This is a genomic window from Novosphingobium sp. CCH12-A3 (assembly GCF_001556015.1).
GTDB lineage: Bacteria > Pseudomonadota > Alphaproteobacteria > Sphingomonadales > Sphingomonadaceae > Novosphingobium > Novosphingobium subterraneum.
On sequence record NZ_LSIA01000180.1, the window covers coordinates 1 to 25,140 of the forward strand.

Below are 25,140 nucleotides of genomic sequence, written 5' to 3' on the forward strand. Positions count from 1 at the left end.
CCACACCATCGCATTCTTTCGATGCCATCATATCGATCCAACGCCTTTGCTTCGGGATTTCCGACAAAATAGACGTCGCTCTGAACGAAGATGGGGAAGGAATGCCGATGCGGTTGGCAACGTTGCAGGATGGATCGAAAGACGGGCGACTTGTCGTCATATCACCCGACGGTTTGCGCTACGCTCCCGGGCCGTTGGAAACCCTGCAAAGTGCTTTGGAGGACTGGGATTATGCCATGCCGCTGCTGGCAGCGATCGACGACTTCCCCCACGAACTTGAGAAGTCTGCACTGGCTGCGCCGCTGCCCAGGGCGTGGCAATGGCTCGACGGTTCAGCTTTCCAGAGCCACGGCGACCTGATGGACGCCGTTCTGGGCATCACCAAGCCGAAGACTGACAAGCCGTTGATGTATCAGGGCCTGTCTGACAAGTTCTATGGCCCCTACGACGATATCCTATTCAACGATGAGTCCCTCGGCATCGATTTCGAGGGTGAATTCGGCGTCATCCTCGACGCCGTACCCATGGGGACGAGCGCGCAGGATGCGTTCAAGTACATCCGGCTAATCGTGCAGATCAATGACTGGTCATTGCGCACTCTGGCCGGTCCCGAGATGAAGACCGGTTTCGGATGGATCCAGGCAAAGCCACCGTGCGGCATGGCGCCATTCGCAGTGACGCCGGACGAACTTGGCGGGGCCTGGCGTGACGGAAGGGTCTGCCTGACCCTCAACGTCGACTGGAACGGCAAGCGGTTCGGAGCGGCGAACGGCGAGCCGATGGGCTATGGCTTCCACGAACTGGTTGCCCACGCTGCGCGGACCCGCAATCTCGTTGCTGGCACCGTCATCGGCTCTGGTACCGTCTCGAATGCCAACTTCCGGGAGGTGGGGTCTTCCTGCATTGCCGAACGTCGCGGCATCGAGGTCATCGATTTGGGTGAACCCAAGACGGCATTCATGACGTTTGGCGACAGGGTTCGCATGGCGGCAATTGACGAATACGGGCGGATGCCATTTGGCGAGCTCGAGCAGAAGGTGACGAGAGTATGACCAAGAAAGTCTATGATTTCGGTTTGCCCCCAGTCCAGCGGGTGGTGACCGGCCATGACAGCGATGGTCGCGCGATATTCAAGTCCGAGGATGTCACGCCCCTGGAGCTGATTCCTACGGGCGACGCTGCCATGCTGACCATCTGGTCGACAGCCACGGTTCCGGCAGACAACAACGACGAGACCGATGGCCGGGATCGCGAGACCGGCCTTACGCTAAACGGCGGGTCGGTCATCCGCATCTGCGACATGCTGCCGCACCAGGAAAGTCCGATGCACCGCACCAATTCCATTGACTATGGGATCGTCATGAAGGGCGAAGTGGAGCTGGAGCTGGAAAATGGTGTGAAGAAGACCATCCGAGAAGGCGGGGTCATCGTCCAGCGTGGCACTGTCCATCTGTGGCGGAACACCACTGATGAGATCTGCCGGATCGCGTTCATTCTGATCGAAGCACCGGCCTATGTGCATAACGGAACCGCGCTGAGCGAAAGCAAGCCAGAAGACGTCACCGCCGGTCATTAAAGGTTAGCTTGTGACACTTTGCCTTCGGGCAAAGTGTCACAGGGGACAAAAGTTGGATTTCAACGTCGCCCCGACTCGCCGGGGATTCACAGGAGTCACCTTATGTGCTTTGTTGAATCCCTGAATGTTCCAGACTGCCATTCTTTCCGGCCCGTCTTCCCATGGCGCGATGTCCTCCTTGCTGAACTGCCTTTCGCAGGCGAGTTCCAGGCCGCGCTATGCGTTCATGGTGCTGAGCCTGATCGCCGAGGTTGCCGACGAGAAGGGTGAGGCGGGGCCATTCGTCCGGCGCGGGAGGCAGGCCTTCACCTTGCGGGACTGGCTGTGCGACAGCCTTGCCCCGATGGGCGGGCGCGATCCTCGTCGTGTGGCCCTGACCGAACGGGTACGCTCTGACCTGATCCTTGAAGGCCGCATGCCCGAAGACCCGGGAGAAGCGGCGCAAGTGATCGAGGATGAAGTCCGCGCGCGTGTGCGGGCTTCGGGCAAGAGCAACCTCAGCCGCGCGGTTTCGGAACTCGTCGGGGCGGGCCTGCTGCGCCGCTATTACAAGGGCTATGCCATCGACCACGAAAATCGCGGCGGACAGCGCCACGCGGTCTATGTCCTGCAGGGGAAAGCGCGTTGCCTGCTGCTGCAAGTCCGCCCTGTGCAGGCCCCGCGGCGCGGCGTGGCGGTGCAGGGCGAACTGCGGTTCTAGGCCCGAGCCGGAACCTGAATATCGGTTAAGCGTTAGGTGCTGCAATGACGCAGCCCCAATGGCTTTCACTGGCCACCCTTGGCGGGATGATGGCCCTGTTTTTGTGGGGGCGCTTCCGATACGACGTGACCGCCGTCATCGCGCTGTTGTTCGCTGTGGCGATCGGCGTGGTCTCGCCCGATGCCGCGTTCACCGGTTTTTCCGATGACATCGTGGTGATCGTCGGCTCGGCGCTGGTTCTTTCCGCCGCAGTACAACGATCGGGCATGATCGAGCGGTTGCTGCAATCCCTGGCCCAGCGCATCCGCAAGCCGCAGCGGCAAATGCTGGTGCTTTCGGCGGCGGTGGGACTGTCATCGGGCTTTATTAAAAACGTCGGTGCGCTGGCCATGCTGATGCCGGGAGCCGTGCAGATGGCGCGTCGCAACAAGGCATCGCCGTCGCTCTATCTCATGCCGATGGCGTTTGCGTCGCTTCTGGGCGGGCTGACCACTCTTATCGGCACCTCGCCAAACATCATCGTCAGCCGCGTGCGCGAGGAGATGACGGGCGAGCCGTTTCGCATGTTCGACTACTTGCCAACGGGCCTGGCGTTGCTGGCGGTCGGCCTGGTGTTCCTTTCGGTGGGCTGGCGCCTGCTGCCCACCGATCGGCATGCAGCACAGGGCATGTCCGAAGCGATCAACATCTCTGCCTATGTGATCGAGGCTACCGTGACGACGGGATCGCCCATCGCAGGCTTGAGCGTTGCCGAGTTTGTCGAACGGCATGAGGGCGAGGTGGAGGTTGCAGGCCTGCTGCGCGGCGACATGCGCGGCGAGGTTACGCCGGAAACCCATATCGGCGAAGGCGATGTCCTGATCCTGAGCGGCGAGCCCAACCTGCTCGAACAGGTCATCGGCGCCGACCGGCTGGCGCTGGCAGGTGACGACGAAGATGGCAGTGGCCACAAGCCCGACGGTATCGGCGTTATCGAAGCCGTGGTACATGCCGATTCCGGGCTGATCGGGCGCACTGCCGGGCGTTTGCAGATGCGCGAGCGGCTTGGCATCAACCTTCTTGCCATTTCGCGCGAGGGCGAGACGATCGCCAACAAGCCCGGCAACACGGTGCTGCAGGCAGGCGATGTGATCGTTCTGCAAGGCCCGCTCGATACCCTGCCGGCGCGGCTTGCCGAAATGGGGGCGCTGCCGCTGGCCGAACGCAAGATCGGGCTGGGCTCGAAGCGGACCCGGTGGTTGTCACTCGCGATCCTGGCCGCCGCGATGGTGGCAGCGGGGACCGGCTTCATGCCCGCTGCATTGGCGTTCTTTGCCGCTGCGGGGCTGACCGTGATCACCGGCGCGCTTCCTGCGGATGAGGCGTACAAGGCCATCGAATGGCCGATCCTCATCATGCTGGCCGCATTGATTCCCGTCAGCGCGTCATTGCAGACGACCGGGGCCTCCGACGTTATCGCTACGTTGCTTGCCGATTTCGCCGTGAAGCTTCCTGCATGGGGGGCGGTTGCGCTGATCCTTGTCGCAGCCATGGCGGTGACCCCGTTCCTCAACAACGCGGCGACCGTGCTGGTCATGGCCCCGATTGCCGGGGTATTCGCCCAGCAGCTCCATTACCGCCCCGAGGCCTTCCTGATCGCGACTGCGGTCGGCGCGGGCTGTGATTTTCTCACGCCCATCGGACACCAGTGCAATACGCTTGTGCTGGGGCCAGGGGGATACCGGTTTGGCGATTATGCCCGGCTTGGCGCGCCCCTATCGCTGCTGGTGGTGCTGATCGGCACGCCGCTGATCCTGTGGTTCTGGCCATTATAGCTCGATAAGGCCCCCGCCGGACCGGGCGGGGGCCTCTTTTCTGCTTCGGTTGGTGGTGTTCAGGCAGCGCCTCCGCTCTTGTAGCGATTGAAGGCAGCATTCTCGCTTGCCCGGTCACGGGCGCGGGAGAGGCCGGGCGTGTCGGGGAAACCCTTTTTCGGGCCGACGTCGGTTCTCAATTGCGGCTTGGCGGCGGTGCTGGCGTAAGCCTTGCCATTGTCTGGCCGTGTGCCGGCAAATGCCGGCGCCGCCAGCAGCAATGCTCCTGCGCCAGCGGTCAGGATCGTGGATATCGTTCCGGTCTTTCGCATGTCGACCTCCTTGGACTTCCGTCTTTGCGTGGACTTGGGACAGCGAGAGCCGACGGCGGCCGCGACACTTGCGGCAACCGGACGATGCGTGTCCTGTAGTGATGACTCTCGCTCGCCCTGGCAGCGTTTCTGCATGGGGCGAGGGAACGGTCGAGCCTTGGCGATTAATGCCTAATTAATTGTTTTTACGAACCTTTCACCTCGTCGCGCCGTGGGTTCGCGTCGGCATTCCTCCAGCGTTGTGCGGTGCAACATAGGCGACGGATCGTGTCAAAAGACATAGCCCGCAAGGGTGCATCTGAGGAACCTTCAGAGCGATCATGCACGGTGTGTCCGCGCTCGATTCGGAGATCGGCCTTGCGCGGACGAGGTTCACGCCGTTCCAGAAATGCCTTGAAACTCGACTGTCCTCCGCGCACTAGGCGTGCCCATGCGGATTGCCATCGTCGATGAAAGCGCCAGCCGTGCCGCGGTGATCCGCGAAGGGCTTGCGACGCTGGAAGACTGCGAGATCTTCGTGGTCACCGAAAGGCGAGGGCTGGTAGCCAGCATCGGCGAGATCGCGCCCGACATCGTGCTGATGGACCTTGGAAACCCCTCGCGCGACGTGCTGGAGGAATACTTCGCCGTCAGCCGGGTGCTTGGCCGCCCAATCGCGATGTTTGTCGATGAAAGCGACGAGGAATCGATCGCTGCCTCGGTCGATGCCGGGGTTTCGTCCTATGTCGTTGACGGCCTTTCGGCGCACCGCATCAGGCCGATCCTAGATCTTGCCGTGCGCCGCTTCAACGCCTTCGCGCGGCTGGAGGCTGACCTTGCCGAAGCCAAGGGCAAGCTGGCCGAACGCGAACTGGTCGACAAGGCCAAGCGCATCCTGATGGACAGCCGCGGCTTTTCCGAACCGCAGGCCTATAGCGAGTTGCGCAAGACGGCGATGAACCAGGGCAAGCGCATTGCCGACATTGCCGAAGCCGTGGTCACGGCGCACCAGCTGATGGGAGGGAAGTGATGGCAGGCGAAGCCGCATCGGAGGAAGCCGCATCGGGCGAACTGACCATCGGCTTCCTGCCGCTGGTGGACGCGTGCCTGCCGATCCTTGCGCGCGAGCATGGCTTTGCCGAGGAGGAAGGCCTGTCGCTACGCCTGGTGCGGGACATGAGCTGGGCCACGGTGCTCGACCGGCTGCTCTATGGCCACAGCGATGCTGCGCACATGGTCGCCCCGCTGGCAATCGCCACCACGCTCGGACGGGGCCGGCCGGCGCAGCCGCTGTCGGTGCCCTTCGTGCTGGGGCTGAACGGCAACGCCATCACGATGCGGCCCGATCTTGCCAAAGCAGTGAACCCCGGCGGAGGATTGGGTGACCCGGCAACCGTGGGCGCGGCATTGAAAGCGCATGTCGAGGCGGCGGGGCGCAAGCTGCGTTTTGGCGTGGTGCACCGCTATTCCAGCCACAATTACATGCTACGGTACTGGCTGGCGGCCTGCGGTGTACAGCCCGACTTGGATGTTGAAATCACCACCGTCGCCCCCCCGTTCTGCGCGGACGCGCTGGAGCATGGCGAGGTCGACGCGATCTGCGTGGGCGAGCCATGGAACAGCGTCGCCGTGGAACGCGGCGCCGGCGAGATCGTGCTGGTCACGGCGCAGATCTGGCGGCGCGGTGTGGAGAAGGTTCTGGCTTTCCGTGAGCGGGTCATGGAGGAGCGCCGTGGCCAGGCGGAGGCACTGGTACGAGCCTTGCGCAGGGCGGGCGAGCACTTCGTGGATCCGGCGAACCTTGAAGCCAATGCGGCGATTCTGGCACGGCCCAAGTACCTCGATGGCGATGCCACGCTGATCGGCCGCGCGATCTCCGATCGGCTGCTCCTTGCGCAAGGGGGGCAGGTGCTGCACTACCCCGACTTCATGTTCCAGCATCGCGAGGCAGCGAACTTCCCGTGGGTGAGCCAGGCCGAATGGCTCTACAGCCAGATGGTGCGGTGGGATGGACTGACCTTCGATCCGGCTGACGCGGCCAAGGCGGCGCGCGTATTCCGCCCGGATGTTTATCGCAGCGCACTATTGGGCACCGGCGAACCCTTGCCGGGGGCCAGTTCCAAGGTCGAAGGCAGCCTGCACAAGCCCACTTCAGTCAGCATGCAGCAGGGCGTCATAACATTGGAAAACAACAGTTTCTTTGATTGTCGGCCGTTCGATCCCGAACTGCTCGAATCCTACATCGAAAGTCAGCGTCGGAGCTAAAGTTTCGCTGCGGTGCAAAAAAAGCTTGCCGAATAGCAGGCGAATCACATAGCTTTGCATTCAGGCCGACACGGTGCCACCCAAGGACGGGCGGCGGTGATCCGGAAGGTCTCAGGTTTACATCGCGTGGCAACGTCGCCGCCCAGACCTCCCTCATCGGGATGCGTTCGGGCGGCTTTTTTGTGTTTGCCACGCCGCATTCGAGGGGTGGTCGAGTATGGTCGGACTGGGCGGTTTCAATCGGCGGGGCATGATTGCGGCATTGCTGGCGGGCGTGGCCGTGGCAAGCTGCGGCAAAGGCGGGGATGCGCCAGAAAAGCCTGCTGCTTCGGCCAATGGCATTGAGAAGCCGGTGCTGAAGCTCGGCTTCATCAAGCTGACTGACATCGCCCCTCTGGTCGTGGCCCAAGAGAAAGGCTTCTTCCGTGAGGAAGGGCTGACCGTGACGCTCGAGCCCCAGGCGAACTGGAAGGTCCTGCTCGATGGGGTGACCGGCGGGCAGCTGGATGGCGCACACATGCTGGCTGGACAGGTGCTGGCCTCGGGCGCGGGGATCGGCAGCAAGGTGCCGCTGGTCACGCCGTTCTCACTGGACATCAATGGCAAGGGCGTGACGGTTTCCAACCAGGTGTGGGACATGATCGCGCCCAGCCTGCCCAAGGGGCCGGATGGCAAGGTGCAGATGCCGATCTCGGCCTCGGCGCTCGCCCCGGTCGTTGCCAAGTTCAAGGCCGAGGGCAAGCCTTTCAAGATGGGCATGGTCTTCCCGGTCTCGACCCACAACTACATCCTGCGCTACTGGCTGGCGGCAGGCGGTCTGAACCCCGGCTTCTACCTGCCGGGCGATACCGCTGGCGTGACAGGAGCCGACGTGCAGCTTTCGGTCACCCCGCCGCCACAGATGCCCGCCACGATGGAAGCCGGCACGATCAACGGCTATTCGGTGGGCGAGCCGTGGAACCAAGCCTCGGTTGCCAAGAAGATCGGCGTGCCGATCATCGTCGATCCCGATATTGCGGGCACCACGGGCGACAAGGTTTTCGGCCTGACGGCAGACTTCGCGAAGAAGAATCCCAACACGGTCAAGGCGCTGACCCGCGCGCTGATCCGCGCTTCGATGTGGCTTGATGCCGAAGGCGGCAAGAACCGGCCCGAAGCGGTCAAGATGCTCGCCAGTCCGAAGTACGTCGGCGCCGACGAGAAGGTCCTGATGGCGTCGATGACCGGCAAGTTCACCTTCGGCGCAGGCGACACCCGAGATACGCCCGAATTCAACCTCTTCTTCGATCAACAGGCCAGCTACCCGTTCTATTCGGACGGCATCTGGTACCTCACGCAGATGCGTCGCTGGGGGCAGATCGCCGAGGACAAGGGTGATCAGTGGTATATCGACACGGTCAAGTCGGTCTATCGTCCGGACATCTATGAGGAAGCGGCCAAGTCACTCGTCGCCGATGGCAAGGCCAGTGCCGGCCAGTTCCCCGCCACCGACGGCTTTCGCGTCTATGCCCGCAAGGCGATCGACGGCGTGCCCTTCGATGCCAAGAAACCCGCTGCCTATGTCGCCAGCTTCTCGATCGGTCTGAAGGCCGGCCAGAAGGTGACACCGGCAGGCGTGAAGTAAGACAGGAGCGATTACGATGAACGCGGTTGCATTGCGCAAGGACGAATTCGTCGGCACCGAAGCGGACGTCATGGCGGGGGGCGGGTCCCTCCTCCCCGAAACAGAGGCGGAGACGAACGCGGAGAACGCTGCGAAACCCGAAAGAGCGCTGCCGTTCGGCATCAAGCTGCCCACGGGCCGCGCCGCGTTCGACGCGCTCTGGCCACCGCTGGCAGGGATCGGCGGGTTCCTGGCGCTGTGGGCGCTGCTGGCGCCGCTGGTACAGACATCGCTCGGTACGCTCCCTGGGCCGGGCGATGTCTGGTCAGCCTTTGGAGGCCTGCTGGACGAAGCCGATGCCTCGCGCGTTGCCGCAGCCGAAGCGGTGGCCGCAGGGTACGCCTACACCGGCCCGCCAACCTTCATCGACCAGATCTTCACCAGCCTCGAGACGGTGGCGGCAGGCTTTCTGCTGGCGACAATATTCGCGGTGCCGCTCGGCCTGGTTGCCGGCATGTCGAAGCGGGTCAATGCCGCGATCAATCCGCTGGTGCAGGTGATGCGCCCGGTCAGCCCGCTGGCCTGGCTGCCGATCGTGACGATGGTGGTTTCCGCCTCGGTCAGCAGCGATGATCCGACCCTGCCCAAGAGCTTCGTGATCTCTGCCGTTGTCGTTATGCTCTGCTCGCTCTGGCCGACGCTGATTAACACCGCGATCGGCACGGCCAGCATCGACAAGGACTTGATCGCGGTGGGCCGCGTGCTGCGCCTTGGCTGGTTCGCCAAGTTGACCCGACTCGTCCTGCCTTCCTCGCTGCCCTATATCTTCACGGGCATGCGCCTTTCGCTCGGCACCGGCTGGATGGTGCTGATCGCCGCGGAAATGCTCGCGCAGAACCCGGGGCTGGGCAAGTTCGTGTGGGACGAATTCCAGAATGGTTCGGAAAAGTCGCTCGCTCGCATCATGGTTGCCGTGGTGGTGATTGGCCTGATCGGCTTCGGCCTCGACCGGGTGATGATGGCGCTGCAGTCCTTCGTCAGCCGCAACCGCACCGTCTGAGGAGCTTGTCCGATGGCTACGATCCTTTCCCTGAAAGATCTCCGCAAGTCCTACGAGGGCAAGTCCGGTGGCGTGACCGAAGTCCTGGGCGGCATCGACCTTGATGTCGAGGAAGGCGAATTCATCGCGATCCTCGGCTTCTCCGGAGCGGGCAAGACCACGCTGATCTCGGCCATCGCCGGTCTGGTCGAACCCGATGCCGGAGAGATCCTGCTGCGCGGCAAGGCGATTGACGGGCCCGACAAGGATCGCGGGCTGGTGTTCCAGTCCTACTCGCTGTTCCCGTGGCTGACGGTCGAACAGAATGTGGCGCTGGCGGTGGACTCGGTTCACAAGGATCGCACCAGGGAAGCGCGCGCCGCGCTGGTCCGCCAGAAGGTCGAACTCGTTGGCCTGGGCCACGCGATGGAGCGCAAGCCCGCGCAGCTTTCCGGCGGGATGCGTCAACGGGTTTCGGTGGCGCGCGCGCTGGCAATGGAGCCCGAGATCCTGCTGCTGGACGAGCCGCTTTCGGCCCTCGACGCCCTGACCCGCGCCAAGCTGCAAGACGAGATCGACCGCATTCGCGAGGAAGAGAAGCGCACGATCATCCTTGTCACCAACGACGTGGACGAGGCGCTGCTGCTGGCAGACCGGGTGGCGGTGCTGACGCCTGCTCCGGCGGCAAGGATCGGCCGGATATTTCCGGTGACCCTGCCGCGACCACGCGATCGCGAGGCGGTGAACGACAGCGTCGAATTCCAGAAGCTGCGCACCGAGATCGTCAATTACCTTGGCGAGCTGGCCGGCGAGAAAGCGGCGCAGGGCAGCGATTTCGGGCATTTGCCCAACGTCACCCCGCTCGATCTGGCGCCTCCGCCCAAGGCTTATCAGGACGCGGCGAGGAAGGGCGCGACGCGGCGCTACATGGAGTTCTGGAAGCTCCACAAAGTCTACCCCACGCCTACGGGTCCGCTGACCGTGGTCGAGGATTTCAACCTGATGATGGACAAGGGCGAGTTCATCTCGCTGATCGGCCATTCGGGTTGCGGCAAGTCTACCGTGCTGACGATGGCGGCAGGCCTCAACGAGATCAGCAAGGGCGGCATCATCCTCGACAACCGCGAGATCGACGTGGCGGGACCGGACAAGGCGGTGGTGTTCCAGGCGCCCAGCCTGATGCCGTGGCTGACCGCGCGGCAGAATGTGGCACTGGGGGTGGAGCGGGTCTATCCGCACGCGACCCGATCGGAACGGCGCGAGATCATCGATTATTACCTCGACCGCGTGGGCCTGGCCGATGCCAAGGACAAGATGGCGGCGGAAATGTCGAACGGCATGCGCCAGCGTGTCGGCATCGCCCGCGCCTTCGCGCTCTCCCCGCGCCTGCTGCTGTTGGACGAGCCCTTCGGCATGCTCGACAGCCTGACGCGCTGGGACTTGCAGGACGTGCTGGTCGAGGTTTGGAACCGCACCAAGGTGACCGCGATCATGGTGACGCATGACGTTGACGAGGCGATCCTGCTGGCTGACCGCGTGGTGATGATGACCAACGGCCCCAATGCCACCATCGGCAAGGTGTTGAAGGTTGACCTGCCGCGCCCGCGCGATCGCAAGACGCTGCTCAAGCACCCGGATTTCTACGCCTACCGTCAGGAAGTCCTGCGCTTCCTGGCCGAATACGATCACGGGCCGAAGGCCCACGCCGCCTGAGCGGTGACTTGAAATTGAGGGGATGCCTGAACGGCCTTCTTTGAGGGGTTCAGGAGGGAAACATGAAAAAGACTGTAATCACGGCGACGCTGCTCGCGTCGTCGATCGCGTTCGCACATCCGGCGTTTGCCGCTGGCAAGCCTGCGTTTGGCGATCCCATACCGGCTGGGGAGGGGCTGACGCTCGATCCGATCATCGATGCGCGCATTCGCTATGAAGGCGTGGACCAGCCAACGGTCGATGCCGATGCGCTGACCGTGCGGCTGCGCACAGGCGTTGAACTGAAGCACGCGCCGTCGCACCTCTCGGTGCTGGTCGAGGCCGAAGGCACGTTGGGCCTCGTCAACGACTACAACGCCTTTCCCTTCGCGCTGCCCGGCAGCTCGCAGCGCCGCCCACAGTACGCAGTGGTCGCCGATGGCGAGAGCATCGACCTCAACCGCGCGCAGATCATGTACAAGGTGGAGGACTTCGCCCTGACCGTCGGGCGGCAGCGGATCAACCTTGACGATCAGCGCTTCGTTGGCTCGGTCGGCTGGCGTCAGAACGAGCAGACCTTCGATGCAGTGCGCGCCGAAGCGACGGTCGGGCCTGTCAGCATTGATGCCACTTATGCGATCCAGCAGGATTCGATCTTCGGATCGGAAGCCGGGCCGCGCCGCGCGATGGACGGGGACTTCGTCTTCGTGCAGGCTGCGGTAAAGGCTGGTCCCCTGCAGGTGAAGGGCTTTTCCTACATCATCGACTATGACGAGGCCTTCGCGTTCGCAAATTCCTCGCAGACCTATGGCGGGCGCGTGTCGGGCAGCATCCCGCTGTCGAAGGCGGTGAAGCTCAATGTGCTGGCCAGCTATGCGCGGCAGATGGACATCGGCCGCAACCCGGTGAACTACGAGGCAGATTTCGTGGTGGGCGAGCTTGGCTTGGCGTATCAGGGCTTCACCCTGACCGGCGGCTATGAAAAGCTGGGCGCGGACAAGGCTGCGGGCAAGTCGTTCCAGACGCCGCTGGCAACGCTGCACAAGTTCAACGGCTGGGCCGACCTGTTCCTGACCACGCCCGGCAATGGGATTGAGGACTATTACGTCACGTTGGCCAAGGTCTTCCCGAAGGTGAAGGCGGTGCAGGGCCTCAACGCGAACGTCACCTATCACGAATTCCGCAGCGATGTGGGCAACGTGAAATTCGGCACGGAATGGGATGCCAGCCTTGGCTTCAAGACGAAGAAGGTGGGCTGGCTGGTCAAGTACGCCAACTACAACGCCGACAAGTTCGGCGTCGATCGCCAGATCCTGTGGTTGCAGGCCGAGGTGGCGTTCTGATAGTGACGTGCTGCACTGCAAAATAACCCTTGCAGTGCAGCCCCCGAATCGGTTAGCCAAGTGAACGAAGGCCAAGCGCCGCCCAAAGTCGGGTGGATCAATCGCAAGGCCTGAAAGATCAACATCGCGTGGCAACGTCGCCGCCCAGACCTTCCCAATCGGGATGCGTTCGGGCGGCTTTTTGTGTTCACGCGTCTGCGAAGGAACGTTTGCGTGAACGCCCCTGCTACCCTGATGGAAAAGGACCGGACCGCGCCCGTGAAGGAGCGGTTGGTGGTGATCGGCAACGGCATGGCCGGGTGCCGCGCCGTCGAGGAAATCCTTGCCCGCGATCCTGCGCGTTTCGACGTGACGATCTTCGGCGCGGAACCGCGGGTGAATTACAACCGCATCATGCTTTCGCCAGTGCTCGCGGGCGAAAAGGCGTTCGAGGACATCGTCATCAATGGCGAGGACTGGTACGCCGACAACGACATTACGCTGGTTTCCGGCGATCCGGTGGTGGCGATCGACCGAGAAACGCAGACGGTGCTGGCCAAGTCGGGCCGGGTCGAACCCTATGACCGGCTGCTGATCGCCACCGGCTCCGATCCGTTCATCATCCCCGTGCCCGGCAAGGACCTGGCGGGCGTGGTCACTTTCCGCGATCTGGATGACGTCGACAAGATGCTGAACGCCGCCGAAAAGGGCGGCTGCGCGGTAGTGATCGGCGGTGGCCTGCTCGGGCTGGAGGCAGCGCATGGCCTTTCGCTTCGCGGCATGAAGGTCACCGTCGTTCATCTCATGCCGACGCTGATGGAGCGCCAGCTCGACGAGGCGGCAGGCTACTTGCTCAAGACCGAGCTTGAACGGCGCGGCCAGACCATCGTGACCGGTGCCGACACCGCCGAAATCATCGGTCGGGATGGCCACGTGGCCGGTGTAAGGCTCAAGGACGGGCGCGAATTTGCTGCCGACATCGTGGTCATGGCCGTCGGCATCCGCCCGGCCACCGGCCTTGCCAAGGCGGCAGGCCTCGCAGTCGAGCGCGGTGTTGTCGTTGACGACCACATGGTCACCAGCGACCCGGCGATCATGGCGGTGGGTGAATGCGTGCAACACCGCGGTGCCTGCTACGGTCTGGTTGCCCCCTTGTGGGACATGTGCCGCGCGCTGGCCGATGCGGCTTGCGCGGATCCTTCTGGCTATGAAGGTTCGGTCACCTCGACCAAGCTCAAGGTTTCGGGGATCGACCTGTTTTCGGCCGGCGACTTTTCGGGCGGGGATGGCGCTGAGGACATCGTCATGCGAGATGCCGCGCGCGGGCTCTACAAACGCGTTGTCGTAAGGGACAATAAGCTCGTCGGCGCGGTGCTCTATGGCGATACCGCCGATGGCAACTGGTACTTCGACCTGCTGAAGAAGGGCGAGGATATCTCCGACATCCGGGAGGCGCTGATTTTCGGCCAGGCCTTCGCCAGCGGAGGCGCCCTGCTGGACCCTAATGCCGCCGTTGCAGCTCTTTCGGACGACGCAGAAATCTGCGGCTGCAACGGCGTTTCCAAAGGCAAGGTGATCGAGACGGTCAATGCCGGTGCCTGCAGCCTCGATGCGGTGCGCAGCACCTGCAAGGCTTCGGCCTCCTGCGGATCGTGCACCGGTCTGGTCGAAAGCCTGCTGGCGCTCACATTGGGCGGTGAAGTTCAGTCGGGTCCGAAGACGTTGTGCAAGTGCACCAGCTTTAGCCACGACGACGTCCGCCGCCTGATTGTCGACAAGAGCCTCAAGGCCATCCCGCAGGTGATGCAGGAACTGCACTGGACCACGCCTGATGGTTGCTCGTCATGCCGCCCGGCTTTGAACTACTATCTGCTCTGCGCCTGGCCGGGCGAGTACGAGGACGATCAGAAGAGCCGCTTCGTCAACGAACGCCTTCACGCCAATATCCAGAAGGACGGCACCTATTCCGTCGTCCCGCGCATGTGGGGTGGGCTCACCAACCCGCGCGAGCTGCGCGCGATTGCCGATGTGGTCGAGAAGTACAACGCGCCAATGGTCAAGGTGACCGGCGGCCAGCGGCTCGACATCTTCGGCATCAGGAAGGAAGACCTGCCTGCCGTCTGGGCCGACCTCAATGCCGCAGGGATGGTTTCGGGCCACGCCTATGGCAAGAGCTTGCGCACCGTGAAGACCTGCGTCGGGTCCGAATGGTGCCGCTTCGGCACGCAGGATTCGACCGGCCTCGGCGTGAAGCTGGAGCGGATGACCTGGGGTTCATGGATGCCCCACAAGTTCAAGATTGCCGTCAGCGGTTGCCCGCGCAATTGCGCCGAGGCGACGATCAAGGACTTCGGCGTGGTCTGCGTCGATAGCGGGTACGAACTCCACGTCGGCGGCAATGGCGGGATCAAGGTCCGCGCCACTGACCTCTTGTGCAAGGTTGCGACCGAGGCAGAGGCGATGAACGTCTGCTCGGCCTTCATCCAGCTCTATCGCGAACAGGCGCATTACCTTGAGCGCACCGCGCCGTGGATCGAACGGGTGGGCCTCGATCACGTGAAGGCGGGGTTGTTCGACGATCCCGACAGCGTGCGCCGCCTCGCCGCCCGGTTCCGCAATTCCCAGACCTTCTGTCAGGACGATCCCTGGGCCGAGCGCGTGGCCGGCAAGGACGCGGACCTGCACCAGCACCTTGCCGAGGTGCGTCCCCTTCAGCTGGAGGCCCTGTAATGATCGGAGACTGGCTCGACATCGGTCACGTAGACCAGATCACCCCCGGCACTGCGCGTACGCTCCCGGTCGTGGGATCGGACGAGATTGCGGTGTTCCGCACGCTCAAGAACGAGTTCTATGCGCTTGTGAACAAGTGCCCGCACAAGCAGGGTCCACTTTCGCAGGGCATCGTTCACGGCAATGTCGTCACATGCCCGCTGCACAACTGGAACATCTCGCTCAAGACGGGCGAGGCGCTTGGGGAGGACAATGGGTGCGTCCCTACCGTCCCGATGAAGGTTGACGCAGGCCGCATGTACCTTTTGCGCTCGGCCGTTGTCGGGAGGCGTGCTGCTTGAGGGCGGTTCGCACCACGTGCGCCTATTGCGGCGTCGGTTGCGGCATTCGCGCCGAGGTGACGGGAGAGCGTGCGGTCGTCATCCAGGGCGATGCGCAGCACCCGGCGAACCTTGGCAAGCTGTGCTCGAAGGGCACGCATCTGGGCGAAACGGTGGGGCTGGAAGGCCGCCTGCTCCACCCCATGATCGGCAACGCCCGCGCCGGGTGGGACGAGGCGCTCCACCTCGTTGCCGGCAAGATGCGCGACTGCATAGAGCAGCACGGTCCGGACAGTGTTGCGCTCTATGTCTCGGGCCAGCTTCTGACCGAGGACTACTATGCCGCCAACAAGCTGATGAAGGGCTTTGTCGGCAGCGCCAACATCGACACCAATTCGCGCCTGTGCATGGCCAGCGCCGTCGCCGCGCACAATCGGGCGTTCGGCGAGGACGTAGTGCCGGTCACCTACGATGATCTCGACGAGGCGGACCTGATCCTGCTTGTCGGCTCGAACACGGCTTGGTGCCACCCGGTGATCTGGCAGCGGATCGAGGCGGCGCGCGAGGCGCGGGGTACGAAGATCGTGGTGATCGATCCGCGCCGCACCGAAACGGCGGAACAGGCTGACCTTCACGTGCCCGTCCAGCCAGATGGAGATGTGGCGCTGTTCAATGCGCTGCTGGCAGAGATGGTCCGGCGGGGGCTTGCCGATACGGTCCCGGCGATGGGCGAACACGGCCTTTCGCCCGATACCTTTGCCGCGCTGGCTGATCTCGTCGCCACGCACCCGCGCATGGTCACCGTGTTCTCGATGGGCGCGAACCAGTCGATTGCGGGAACGGACAAGGGCAACGCGATCATCAACCTGCACCTTGCCATGGGCCGCATCAACGCGCCGGGCATGGGGCCGTTTTCGATGACCGGACAGCCCAACGCCATGGGCGGGCGCGAAGTCGGCGGGCTTGCCAATATGCTGGCCTGCCATCTCGGCTTTTCCGAAAGCGAACTGTCCGATGTCGCCGCGTTCTGGCAGGCCCCGCGCATGTGCAGCGCCCCCGGCCTCAAGGCGGTGGACCTGTTCCGCGCCGTGCACGATGGCCGCGTCAAATTCCTGTGGGTGATGGCTACCAACCCCGCCGTTTCGATGCCCGATGCCGGTTTCGTGCGCGAGGCCCTGGCCAAGTGCGAAACGCTGGTCGTATCGGACGTGATCGCCGATACAGACACCGCACGGCTCGCCCACATCCGCCTGCCCGCGCTGGCCTGGGGCGAGAAGGACGGCACCGTCACCAACTCCGAACGCCGCGTGAGCCGCCAGCGCGCTCTGTTTGCTGCGCCGGGAGAGGCAAGGGCGGATTGGGCAATCATCGCCGACGTTGCAAAGACGATGGGCTTTGCAGGGTTCGATTGGACCAACGCCGCCGCCGTGTTCCGCGAATATGCGGCAATGACCGCGCTTTCGGTAAAGCACGGCAAGGTTCTTGACCTGACCGCCCATGCCGGGATTTCCGACGCGGATTACGAAGCGCTTGACCCGTTCGTTTGGGGAGGACGCCATCCGCTGCAGGGCCGCGAGATGAAGATCGTGCCCGTCGAGCCCCGCACCCGCCCGGTCGACCCGGATTTTCCCTTGCGCCTCAACACCGGCCGTTACCGCGATCAATGGCACACGATGACCCGCACCGGCCTTTCGCCCACGCTTGCCCAGCACCGGCGCGAACCGCTGCTCGAGGTGCATCCTGCCGATGCCGCTGAGGCAGGTATTGCCGATGGCGCGCTTGCCCGCGTCGTCTCGGCAGCGGGCAGTTCGGTGTTCCGCGCGAGCGTGACCGATGCGCAAGGCCGCGGCCAGGTCTTCGTGCCGATGCACTGGACTGATGCCATGGCGAGTGGCGGGCGCGGCAACCTTCTGCCCGATCAGTCGGTCGATCCGGTGTCCGGCCAGCCTGGTTTCAAGAACAACGCCTGCCGGATCGAGCCGGTCGGCAGCGAATGGCGCGGCTTCCTTGTCCGCCGTGAACCGGTCAGCCCGCAGGGCGTTGTCTGGTGGAGCCGATCCGCGATAGCTGGCGGTTGGCTTTATGAGCTCGCTGGCAACGGCGCTGTCGATGCCGATGCCTTGCTGCCCGCAGGCAATCGCAGCGAGGCGGTCGATCTGGCGCGTGGCATGCGCCGTCTCGCCGTGGTCGATGGCAGCGGCGCGATGGCCGGAGCGCTATTCATCACCCGCATCGGGCAATTGCCACCGCGTGATTGGATCGCGGCGCAACTGGGGGCGAGTGGCGCGCACCTTCCCGAACTGCTGGCCGCGCGGCCCAGCGCTCCTGCGCCGCATCGCGGGCCGGTGGTCTGCGTCTGCCACGGCATCGGCACCAACCAGATTCTTGCCCATGCCGAGCAGGGCGCGCGGACCGTGGCGGAAGTGGGCAGGGCGTGTGGCGCGGGGACCAATTGCGGTTCGTGCCGCCCGGCGATTGCCCGGCTGCTGCGCGAATGGAACGAGACATGCGAAGAGGCTGCGCAATGAACGACTTTCCGCAGGGCATGGTCTGGCTGGTCGGGGCAGGGCCGGGCGATCCGGAATTGCTGACCCGCAAGGCGGAGCGGCTGATTGCATCGGCCAGTGTGATCTTCCACGATGCGCTGGTTGCCCCCGGCGTTCTGGCGCTGGCCGCGCCGAGTGCAAGGCTGGTCCATGTTGGCAAGCGTTCCGGGCGGCATTCCAAGGCGCAGGAGACGATCGACAGCCTGATTGTTGAAGCTGCGCTGGCGGGGCATCGCGTGGTGCGTCTAAAGGGTGGAGAACCTGCGATCTTCGGCCGCGCCACCGAAGAGCTGGACGCCTGCCGCGCGGCAGGCGTGGCGGTGCGGATCTGTCCCGGCGTGACAGCCGCCAGCGGCGCCGCAGCCAGCCTCGGCGCCTCGCTCACCCTGCGCGGCCTCGCTCGCAAGCTGACCTTCGTGACGGCGCATGTCCGTGCGGGCGAAACGCTCTCGCTCGATTGGGCATCGCTGGCCGATCCCGATGCGACGCTGGCCGTCTACATGGGCAAGTCGTCGGCGGGCGCAGTGTCACGCGGGCTGATCGAGGCCGGGCTGCCCGCCGACACGCCGGTTGCCCTGGTCGAGGCGGCGAGCCTTCCGGAGGAGCGCCAGTTCCATACGCGCCTCGATCTGCTGCCGCTTGTCGCGCGCACGGCGCTGGGCGATGGCCCGGCGCTGTTGCTGATCGGTCAGGCCATGGCGCGGCGCGATGGCGTGACCGCGACAAGCAGCGCCGTGTTCACGGTCAACTCCTGATCAGAACGCGGCGATCCCGGTAATGGCGCGGCCGAGGATCAGCGCGTGGACATCGTGCGTGCCTTCGTAGGTGTTGACCGTCTCGAGGTTCACCATGTGGCGGATCACCTGATATTCGCCGGAGATGCCGTTGCCGCCGTGCATGTCACGCGCCATGCGAGCAATGTCGAGCGCCTTGCCGACGTTGTTGCGCTTGACGATGGAGATCATTTCGGGCGCGAACCTGCCGGCGTCCATCAGGCGGCCGACTTGCAGTGAGGCGTGCAGGCCCAGCGTGATTTCGGTCAGCATGTCGGCGAGCTTCTTCTGGTAAAGCTGCGTGCCCGCCAGCGGGCGGCCGAACTGATGACGATCCAGACCATATTGCCGCGCCGCGTGGTAGCAGAACTCCGCCGCTCCCAGTGCGCCCCATGAGATGCCGTAGCGCGCGCGGTTGAGGCAGCCGAACGGACCTTTCAGGCCCTGCACGTGCGGCAGCAACGCATCGTCCGGAACGAAGACATCGTCCATCACGATCATGCCCGTGATCGAGGCGCGCAGGCTGACCTTGTTCTCGATCTTGGGCGCGGACAGGCCTTTCATGCCCTTTTCCAGCACGAAGCCGCGAATGCCGCCGCCATGCGCCTCGCTCTTGGCCCAGACGACGAAGACATCGGCAATCGGTGCGTTGGAAATCCAGGTCTTGGCGCCGTTGAGCACATAACCGCTATCGACCTTCCGGGCCACCGTGCGCATCCCGCCCGGGTCCGACCCCGCGTCAGGCTCGGTCAGGCCGAAGCAGCCGATCCATTCGCCGGTGGCCAGCCTGGGCAGATACTTGCGCCGTTGCTCTTCCGATCCGTACTCGAAGATCGGGAACATCACGAGGCTGGACTGCACGCTCATCATCGAGCGGTAACCGGAATCGATCCGCTCCACCTCGCGTGCGACAAGGCCGTAGGATACGTAACCGGCGTTGGCGCAGCCGTAGTCCTCGGGCAACGTCACGCCAAGCAGGCCCTGGCTGCCCATCTCGCGGAAGATTTCAGGGTCGGTATGCTCGTTGGCGAAAGCATCGATCACGCGGGGGGCAAGGCGATCCTGCGCGAAGCTGCGTGCGGCATCGCGGATCATCCGTTCATCATCGGTAAGCAGGCCGTCCAGCCCCAGTGCGTCTTCCCAATCGAACGGTACCATGCCTGCCATTGCGTGCTCTCCGAATGCGCTCCCTGTGCAGCGGGTGATTGCACCTGAAATCAGTTCACTTCAACCACCCAAATGGCCACGCGCATCTGATTGTGGGGAAACATTGCAAGCAGGCCCCGCTGCTGGCTAGGTTGGCAAGTGATGACCATGCCGCACTCGCACCTGCACCCGATCTATGCCGAAATGCCGGTGACAATCTTCGAGCACATGTCCGGCCTTGCCCGCGATCTGGGCGCGATCAATCTGGGACAGGGGTTCCCAGATGGTCCTCCTCCTGCCGAATTGCTGCGCGCATTGACCCGCGCCGCGATGGAGCAATCGCACCAGTATCCGCCGATGGCCGGATTGCCCGAACTGCGAAGGGCTGTCGCAGGCTTCTACGCTCGCATCCAAGGTCTCGATCTTACGCCGGAAAGCGTAGTGGTGACATCGGGCGCGACCGAGGCGGTGGCTTCGGCCATCCTGGCGGTGGTTGCGCCGGGTGACGAAGTCCTGCTGTTCGCGCCTGCCTATGATGCCTATGCGCCGCTGGTCCGCCGTGCAGGCGGCAAGCCGGTGTTCGTCGCGCTCAAGCCGCCAGTGTGGGCGTTCGACGCCGCCACCATCGCCGGGGCGATCACGCCCCGGACGCGGGCACTTGTCCTCAACGATCCGCTCAATCCCACAGGGACGGTAGCGTCGCCAGCCGACCTCGCCATGCTGGCGGGACTGTGCGTTGCGCATGATCTTTTCGCGATCTGTGATGAAGTTTGGGAAAACGTGCGCTTCGACGGCCGGGCGCATGCATCGCTGCTGGCGCAGCCGGGGATGGCGCAGCGGGCGGTCAAGATCGGCTCAGCGGGCAAGATCTTTGGCGCAACCGGGTGGAAGGTTGGCTGGATCGTAGGCGCCCCAGAAGTGGCCGCGGTGGTTGGCCGAGCGCATCAGTTCCTCACCTTCACCACCCCGCCGATGCTACAATGGGCCGTGGCCGAAGCGCTTGACGATCCGGCGATTGCACCAGGCTGCCATGCGCAATGGTCTGTCACGCGCGAGCGGCTGATTGCCGGGCTGAAGCAGCAGGGCTTTTGCGTGTTGGACAACGTGGCGACGTGGTTCACCTGCATCGACCTGCCTGCTTCCGGCATTGCGCTGGACGACCGGACGTTCAGCGAGAGGGCCGTGCGCGAAGCGGGCGTTGCCTCGATCCCCATCTCGGCGCTGTGGGAAGGGGAAGGACGTCCCGATCACATCGTCAGGCTGTGCCATTGCAAGAACGCCGCGATGCTCGACGAAGCGGTGGACCGGCTCGGCCGGTGGCGGACGGAATTGAAATCGAGCTAATTCGATTTCCTCGGTCAGGGCCGATAGTCCAGCAATGTCCAGACTCTGGCGCCACGAGCGCGACGTCGCCCCTCGCTTAGGAAGGCAACCGAAGCAAGGCCCCATTGCCAGCGCTTCTGCACGGCAGATGAAGCATATCATAACTTGCGCAACTCCTTATGCGCAAAACTGATAATTATGCGCGGGTGAACCTGGGCGTGATGCTGGCGCTGCAGTCACGCTATTCGCTGACAATCTATGATCTGGGTTGCCTGATCATCAATCGCCAGAATCGCACGGTGCGCATGAGCGTCGAGGAGTTGCGTCGCAGGATCGGCGTGCCTGAGGGAAGTCTCAAGAACTTCGCCGAGCTGCGCCGGGAGGTCCTGGCAAAGTCGAAGGCCGAGATCGATCAGCTTGCCGATTTCACGGTCGAGTGGGAGGAGATTCGTGGCTCAGGGCGTGGCCGTCCTGTGCAATCGGTGAAGATGACATTCATGCCCAAGGATTCCTCGGCGCAGGAGGAAGCAGCGCGTGAGCTTGACCGGCCTAAGGTCGGTCGGCGTGCCAGACGCGAAGGGACAACCGAGACTCTGGAAGCCTTGGCACCTCCCCTTCCCCCTGCAAAGTCCCGTGAACCAAGGAAGGCTCCGCTGCCGCGGGCAAACCGGCAGCTTTTCCCGGAAGGTTCGCTGCATTTCTGCGGGGACAATCGCCTGCTTGCGATCCTGGGTGATTTCGGAGGGGGCTGGGACAAGGACCTGGTGGCGCAGGCTTATCGTGAGCAAATGGGGGCTCGACTGGAGAAACTTGCAGGCGAGGCATTGTACAAGTCCTTCGAAGGCTTCTGCCGCGGTTTCGTCAGGGTCCGTGGAAAGGCTTGACCCCCCCTTCCCTCACATAAAGCGCCAGCCATGGGGTGCGATCGGCACGCCCAGGCCCTTCAGGAGACATCCGGCTGGTGTCAGCCCTCCCCTTGCGTCTCGCTTTCGACCAGATCGAGCAATGCAACAATTCCGTCCGGAAGGCTGAGGTTGCGTGCGTCGCACCACCGCACCAGGCGATCGCGCTCAGGCGGAGACAGGCGCATGCTGATGTGCAGCGTTCGCGCAGGTCCCCTGACCGGCTTGCGCTTTGGCGTAACGCTCAAATCGGCCGGAATCTGCGGGAAATAGTTGCCAGGCAGGCTTGGCGATGACGGTTGGGGCCGCACGGGTTGGTGAACGGAAGCGGGCGACGTAGCGACAGGTGTTGGCGCTGTTGCCGCGACAAGCGACTTGAGCAAGCTTGCCGGGTCTTCGCCCGCAAGACGCTGGCGGGTCTGGCCGATGATGTCGCCAAGGGGGTTTGGTGTGTCGCGTCCAGCGTCAGCCATTGTTGCTGTCCTTCGTCTGAATTGCCGTCAGGATCTGCGCGAGGATGGCTTGGGCTATACGCCTTGCCTTCTCGGCGCGGGCCAGACCCGCAGTTTCCACCTCGGCAAGAGTCAGGCGGAAATTTGACATTGCTCGGTATGCATCGAGCATATGCATTTTCTCGGGAAACGTCGGTAGTGCATTTGCTATCTGGGCATCGATTTCCCATTCCGCCTTGGATCGCGCCACCTGCCCAGTCTGGGTGATGAGGACCCGGAATGGGACGCCCCGGCACATGCGCGTGAGCATGTCGCTTGTCTCTACGGTGCGTTCGAGATCGAGCCGGCTCGAGCGCGTTGGGATGACGACGAAGTCTGAATCCATCGCGGCATAGGCCGTCTTGAAGTTCGAAGTCCCTTCGGAATCCACAATAACCAGTTGGGCAAGGCTTCTGGCTTGGGCAATGGCATTGCCGATGTCGGCATCGCGCAGCTGTGAGGCATCCTCGACGACGATTCGGCTCCCCTCCCCCTTGCCCGTGGCTTGGCGGTCACGATGCCAGTTCATCAGGCTGTTCTGGCGATCGGCGTCCAACATGTGGACGGTTCCGCCCAGTGCGTCGAACTCCGATGCAAGGGCGAGCGCCAACGTCGTCTTGCCCGCTCCGCCCTTGCTTTGTGCGATTGTAACTACTGGCACACTTGCCTCTCGTTCCGGCCCCTGCGCTCGCTTGCACTGGCGCACTGCTGTTCGATGTCATTAGCGTGGCACCGACTGCTTTGCAATGCGCATTGGGTTATGCGTGCAACCTTGCGCTCGCTTGCGTGGTCACTGTGTAACTCGAATTGACACGTGATGTGGACCTCGCGTGTGATCTCGCTGAGCCACGTGCTGGTGGGTGTGATTCCAAGCTTACACGCATGTTTACATGTGCATGTGCCGTACAACGCTAGATTGCTTATACAGGCGCGATACAAACCAAGCGCGCTTGCAATTGGTGATGCGATGTTGTGTTTGCAAGCGTGTGCAGAATGTGCCGCGCGGCACTATGCGCGGCACAAAGCGTGACACGGGGCGAGGTGTGCTACAAGCATAAAAAGGCGTTTATTTTCAGTTAGTTGCTGAAAAATGCCGACAATAGACACGTCGTAGGTATCGTCCGACAAGCAACCACCTCCAGCTAGAAGATGCGCCTATGCCTGCGAAGAACAACCAGTCATCGCCTAAGGCAATCCCCCCAAGTCCAAACCGACCAGGCAAACTGTCACAAACGCATCTCGAGTGAAGTGGAAGAGTACGCTAGGGCCTGAAAGCCGCACCGGCCCATCAAGAATCCCATCACACGGTGCACGAACGGCTACAACCTCGCCAAGCCCTCGAAGCTTGATCGCGAAACACCGTCCCCCAAAACTACATAGATACCAAGGCTCTCATGCCGGAGTCGAAATACCACTCCGTGCTACGAAACGACGACCAGACCAGAAACCACCCGGCGCGACCGCAGGACTGGCTAATCGGTGTCGGCTGCACCACGCTCGTATCGCGCCAGGAGCCTGTCGATGTCAGCCATGGAAGCATCATACTCACCGATCGCAGCCGGGGAAAAAGCAAAACCTCCGCTTGCGTCACACGAAACAGGGTAAAGCTGATGCGTCGGCAAAGTCGTCCCGAATAACCACACACCCGAAAGCTTTGTGCGCGCGACAATGCCGCTGTCCAAAAGTCCGCTCAGAATGGCGCGTACACCGAGCCTGGTCGCGTCCAGGAGAATCTCGATCTGCGAAGAGCGCAAGGGACCAAAGCCGTCCAGCAACTCTATCAGGGCAGGGGCCCTTGAGCTCGCACGCCTGCCGGCCTGAAGGGCCTTAATGCGTTCACACGCCGCTCCTGCATCGACGATATTCTGCCGTAGACGATGCGTGACGTCCCGCAATGCCATGGCAATCATACCTCGCGCCGCGCACCGGTCCGAGGGATCGATCGATCCGATCGTATTCACAGCATCAGCACGAATAAGTCCGGGGAAGGGGAGGGCCACGGACAAATTGCCAGACCTCTGCCATCGCTCGCCCCAAACCATTTCGACCGCCCAACGGGGGGAGGGGGGGGCATGCCGCTCGACAGTAACGCTCCTCGGACCTAGCATAACGGTCTGGTAATGAGGTTCCGAAGGTGCAAACAGCAAGCTCTCGCCAAGCGACACGTGGAGCTCACGCAAATCAGCCAAGGGGTGTGGGGAGGGCGGCAGCTGGTTGACCAGCCCGTGCGCACCATCAACAATTGTGCGGATGTCGATGTGGTCAGTGTCTGAACTACCCCCAACCCCCCAAAGGGCAACAGGGGCGAGCAGTGCTCTCTTGAAGCGGGGTGCAATATCGGCCAGCTCCTGCCAACTGCTATGGCCAAATTCTGTGAGGATGGTCTCACAGATGGCTCTCGGGTCGCGCTTCCCCAATGCGGGTTCGTCACTTAGGGTCGCAAGTCCAGCAAACCAGGCGTGAAAGCGATGTTCGGTGAACTCGTGGCCTTCACCGGCCAGCGCCGAAACAAGTAGATTGCGCAAGCTGCGCAGAGCCAGAAGCTGTCGAACCGATGTCGCGGGACAAAGAAGCAGTCAATCAACGTAACCTCCTGATAAAATGCCAT

The 25,140-nt window shown here is 63.2% G+C and carries 21 protein-coding genes; 16 read left to right on the plus strand and 5 right to left on the minus strand.

Annotated features, from left to right (window positions below):
* The first annotated feature begins 107 nt into the window (after positions 1 to 107).
* The 4 genes from AX703_RS14065 (at position 108) to AX703_RS14080 (ending at position 4,090) form a co-directional block, all read left to right on the plus strand.
* Entirely contained in the window at positions 108 to 1,052 is a 945-nt protein-coding gene (locus AX703_RS14065) for a fumarylacetoacetate hydrolase family protein (protein ID WP_062344954.1), read from the plus strand.
* Positions 1,049 to 1,576, plus strand: coding sequence for a cupin domain-containing protein (locus tag AX703_RS14070; protein ID WP_062344930.1), 528 nt, complete (start codon positions 1,049 to 1,051; stop codon positions 1,574 to 1,576). The genes AX703_RS14065 and AX703_RS14070 overlap by 4 nt, the downstream gene beginning before the upstream one ends.
* Positions 1,577 to 1,745: 169 nt before the next feature.
* On the plus strand, positions 1,746 to 2,276 hold the full coding sequence (locus AX703_RS14075; protein WP_062344956.1) for a hypothetical protein: 531 nt from the start codon (positions 1,746 to 1,748) through the stop codon (positions 2,274 to 2,276).
* A gap of 44 nt (positions 2,277 to 2,320) precedes the next feature.
* Complete coding sequence (locus AX703_RS14080) at positions 2,321 to 4,090, plus strand: SLC13 family permease (RefSeq protein WP_039338520.1); 1,770 nt, start codon at positions 2,321 to 2,323, stop codon at positions 4,088 to 4,090.
* Positions 4,091 to 4,149: 59 nt separating this feature from the next.
* Here AX703_RS14080 and AX703_RS14085 read toward each other — a convergent pair whose 3' ends face one another.
* Positions 4,150 to 4,401: a hypothetical protein gene (locus AX703_RS14085; protein ID WP_082013549.1), complete on the minus strand. Its 252-nt coding sequence runs from the start codon at positions 4,399 to 4,401 to the stop codon at positions 4,150 to 4,152.
* 430 nt (positions 4,402 to 4,831) lie between these two features.
* Here AX703_RS14085 and AX703_RS14090 point away from each other — a divergent pair, with 430 nt between their 5' ends.
* The 10 genes from AX703_RS14090 to cobA all read left to right on the plus strand — a co-directional run bounded on the left by AX703_RS14090 (position 4,832) and on the right by cobA (position 18,652).
* Positions 4,832 to 5,410: an ANTAR domain-containing response regulator gene (locus AX703_RS14090; RefSeq protein WP_039338523.1), complete on the plus strand. Its 579-nt coding sequence runs from the start codon at positions 4,832 to 4,834 to the stop codon at positions 5,408 to 5,410.
* Entirely contained in the window at positions 5,410 to 6,645 is a 1,236-nt protein-coding gene (locus tag AX703_RS14095; RefSeq protein WP_062344934.1) for a CmpA/NrtA family ABC transporter substrate-binding protein, read from the plus strand. The genes AX703_RS14090 and AX703_RS14095 overlap by 1 nt, the downstream gene beginning before the upstream one ends.
* 217 nt (positions 6,646 to 6,862) lie before the next feature.
* A complete protein-coding gene (locus tag AX703_RS14100; protein ID WP_062344936.1) occupies positions 6,863 to 8,269 on the plus strand; it encodes a CmpA/NrtA family ABC transporter substrate-binding protein in 1,407 nt (468 codons plus the stop codon).
* 16 nt (positions 8,270 to 8,285) lie between these two features.
* Positions 8,286 to 9,308 carry an ABC transporter permease gene (locus AX703_RS14105; protein ID WP_231735542.1) on the plus strand — a complete coding sequence of 341 codons (1,023 nt, stop codon included), beginning with the start codon at positions 8,286 to 8,288 and terminating at the stop codon, positions 9,306 to 9,308.
* 12 nt (positions 9,309 to 9,320) lie between these two features.
* Positions 9,321 to 11,000 (plus strand): ABC transporter ATP-binding protein, encoded by a 1,680-nt coding sequence (locus tag AX703_RS14110; RefSeq protein WP_062344938.1) that lies wholly within the window; start codon positions 9,321 to 9,323, stop codon positions 10,998 to 11,000.
* Between the two features lie 62 nt (positions 11,001 to 11,062).
* A complete protein-coding gene (locus AX703_RS14115; protein WP_062344940.1) occupies positions 11,063 to 12,322 on the plus strand; it encodes an alginate export family protein in 1,260 nt (419 codons plus the stop codon).
* A 234-nt stretch (positions 12,323 to 12,556) separates the two neighbouring features.
* On the plus strand, positions 12,557 to 15,031 hold the full coding sequence (nirB, locus tag AX703_RS14120) for a nitrite reductase large subunit NirB (protein WP_156452067.1): 2,475 nt from the start codon (positions 12,557 to 12,559) through the stop codon (positions 15,029 to 15,031).
* On the plus strand, positions 15,031 to 15,372 hold the full coding sequence (nirD, locus tag AX703_RS14125; RefSeq protein ID WP_039338533.1) for a nitrite reductase small subunit NirD: 342 nt from the start codon (positions 15,031 to 15,033) through the stop codon (positions 15,370 to 15,372). The genes nirB and nirD overlap by 1 nt, the downstream gene beginning before the upstream one ends.
* Entirely contained in the window at positions 15,369 to 17,879 is a 2,511-nt protein-coding gene (locus tag AX703_RS14130) for a molybdopterin-dependent oxidoreductase (protein ID WP_062344944.1), read from the plus strand. The genes nirD and AX703_RS14130 overlap by 4 nt, the downstream gene beginning before the upstream one ends.
* The gene (gene cobA / locus AX703_RS14135) at positions 17,876 to 18,652 is read left to right on the plus strand and encodes a uroporphyrinogen-III C-methyltransferase (RefSeq protein ID WP_062344946.1); all 777 of its coding nucleotides are present in this window, start codon (positions 17,876 to 17,878) and stop codon (positions 18,650 to 18,652) included. Before AX703_RS14130 ends, cobA begins: the two co-directional genes overlap by 4 nt.
* Here the strand turns inward: cobA and AX703_RS14140 are convergent, their stop codons facing one another.
* Entirely contained in the window at positions 18,653 to 19,837 is a 1,185-nt protein-coding gene (locus AX703_RS14140; protein ID WP_062344948.1) for an acyl-CoA dehydrogenase, read from the minus strand.
* A 147-nt stretch (positions 19,838 to 19,984) separates the two neighbouring features.
* On the opposite strand from AX703_RS14140, the gene AX703_RS14145 reads away from it, so the two are divergent.
* Positions 19,985 to 21,160 carry an aminotransferase gene (locus AX703_RS14145; RefSeq protein WP_062344966.1) on the plus strand — a complete coding sequence of 392 codons (1,176 nt, stop codon included), beginning with the start codon at positions 19,985 to 19,987 and terminating at the stop codon, positions 21,158 to 21,160.
* A gap of 158 nt (positions 21,161 to 21,318) precedes the next feature.
* Positions 21,319 to 22,023, plus strand: a complete 705-nt coding sequence (locus AX703_RS14150; RefSeq protein WP_062344950.1) for a replication initiation protein — start codon at positions 21,319 to 21,321, stop codon at positions 22,021 to 22,023.
* A gap of 80 nt (positions 22,024 to 22,103) precedes the next feature.
* Here the strand turns inward: AX703_RS14150 and AX703_RS14155 are convergent, their stop codons facing one another.
* The 3 genes from AX703_RS14155 to AX703_RS14165 form a co-directional block, all read right to left on the minus strand.
* The gene (locus tag AX703_RS14155) at positions 22,104 to 22,514 is read right to left on the minus strand and encodes a hypothetical protein (RefSeq protein ID WP_039338273.1); all 411 of its coding nucleotides are present in this window, start codon (positions 22,512 to 22,514) and stop codon (positions 22,104 to 22,106) included.
* On the minus strand, positions 22,507 to 23,193 hold the full coding sequence (locus AX703_RS14160; protein ID WP_039338275.1) for a ParA family protein: 687 nt from the start codon (positions 23,191 to 23,193) through the stop codon (positions 22,507 to 22,509). The genes AX703_RS14155 and AX703_RS14160 overlap by 8 nt, the downstream gene beginning before the upstream one ends.
* 811 nt (positions 23,194 to 24,004) lie before the next feature.
* Positions 24,005 to 25,057, minus strand: a complete 1,053-nt coding sequence (locus AX703_RS14165; RefSeq protein WP_156452066.1) for a hypothetical protein — start codon at positions 25,055 to 25,057, stop codon at positions 24,005 to 24,007.
* Positions 25,058 to 25,140 lie beyond the last annotated feature (83 nt).